At 64.6% G+C, this 492-nt stretch carries 1 protein-coding gene; it reads right to left on the reverse strand.

The window, feature by feature from the left end; all coding sequences use genetic code 11:
* On the reverse strand, positions 1–492 hold a 492-nt coding region (locus BK665_RS33445; protein ID WP_148053289.1), incomplete at both ends, for an L-lactate permease.

Genomic DNA, 492 nt, shown 5'->3' on the forward strand with positions numbered 1-492 from the left:
CTGACGTGTGCACGGTGGCGGGTTTCCAGACCTTGAGGAAACCAGTCAGGCAGGCCATGGAAATCAGCGCGGCGATCACGTCCACCAGCATCGGCCCGTGGTAGTTCGACACGATGAATTGCGGCACGGCGAAACTGACCCCGGCCACCAGAATCGGCGGCCAGATTTCCAGCATCTTGCGCCAGCCGGCGAAGGCCCAGATCAACCAGAACGGCACCAGCACCGAGAAAAACGGCAGTTGCCGACCGACCATCATCGACAGCTCCATTTCATCCAGCCCGGTGACTTTGGCCAGGGTGATGATCGGCGTGCCGAGGGCGCCGAAGGCCACCGGCGCGGTGTTGGCAATCAGCGCCAGGCCCGATGCGGCCAGGGGCGAGAAGCCGAGACCGATCAGAATCGCCCCGGTCACCGCCACCGGCGTACCGAATCCGGCCGCGCCTTCGAAGAACGCGCCGAAGCAGAAGGCGATCAGCAGCAGTTGCAGGCGCC

Origin of the sequence: Pseudomonas frederiksbergensis (genome assembly GCF_003732665.1) — a bacterium.
Lineage (GTDB): Bacteria > Pseudomonadota > Gammaproteobacteria > Pseudomonadales > Pseudomonadaceae > Aquipseudomonas > Aquipseudomonas frederiksbergensis_G.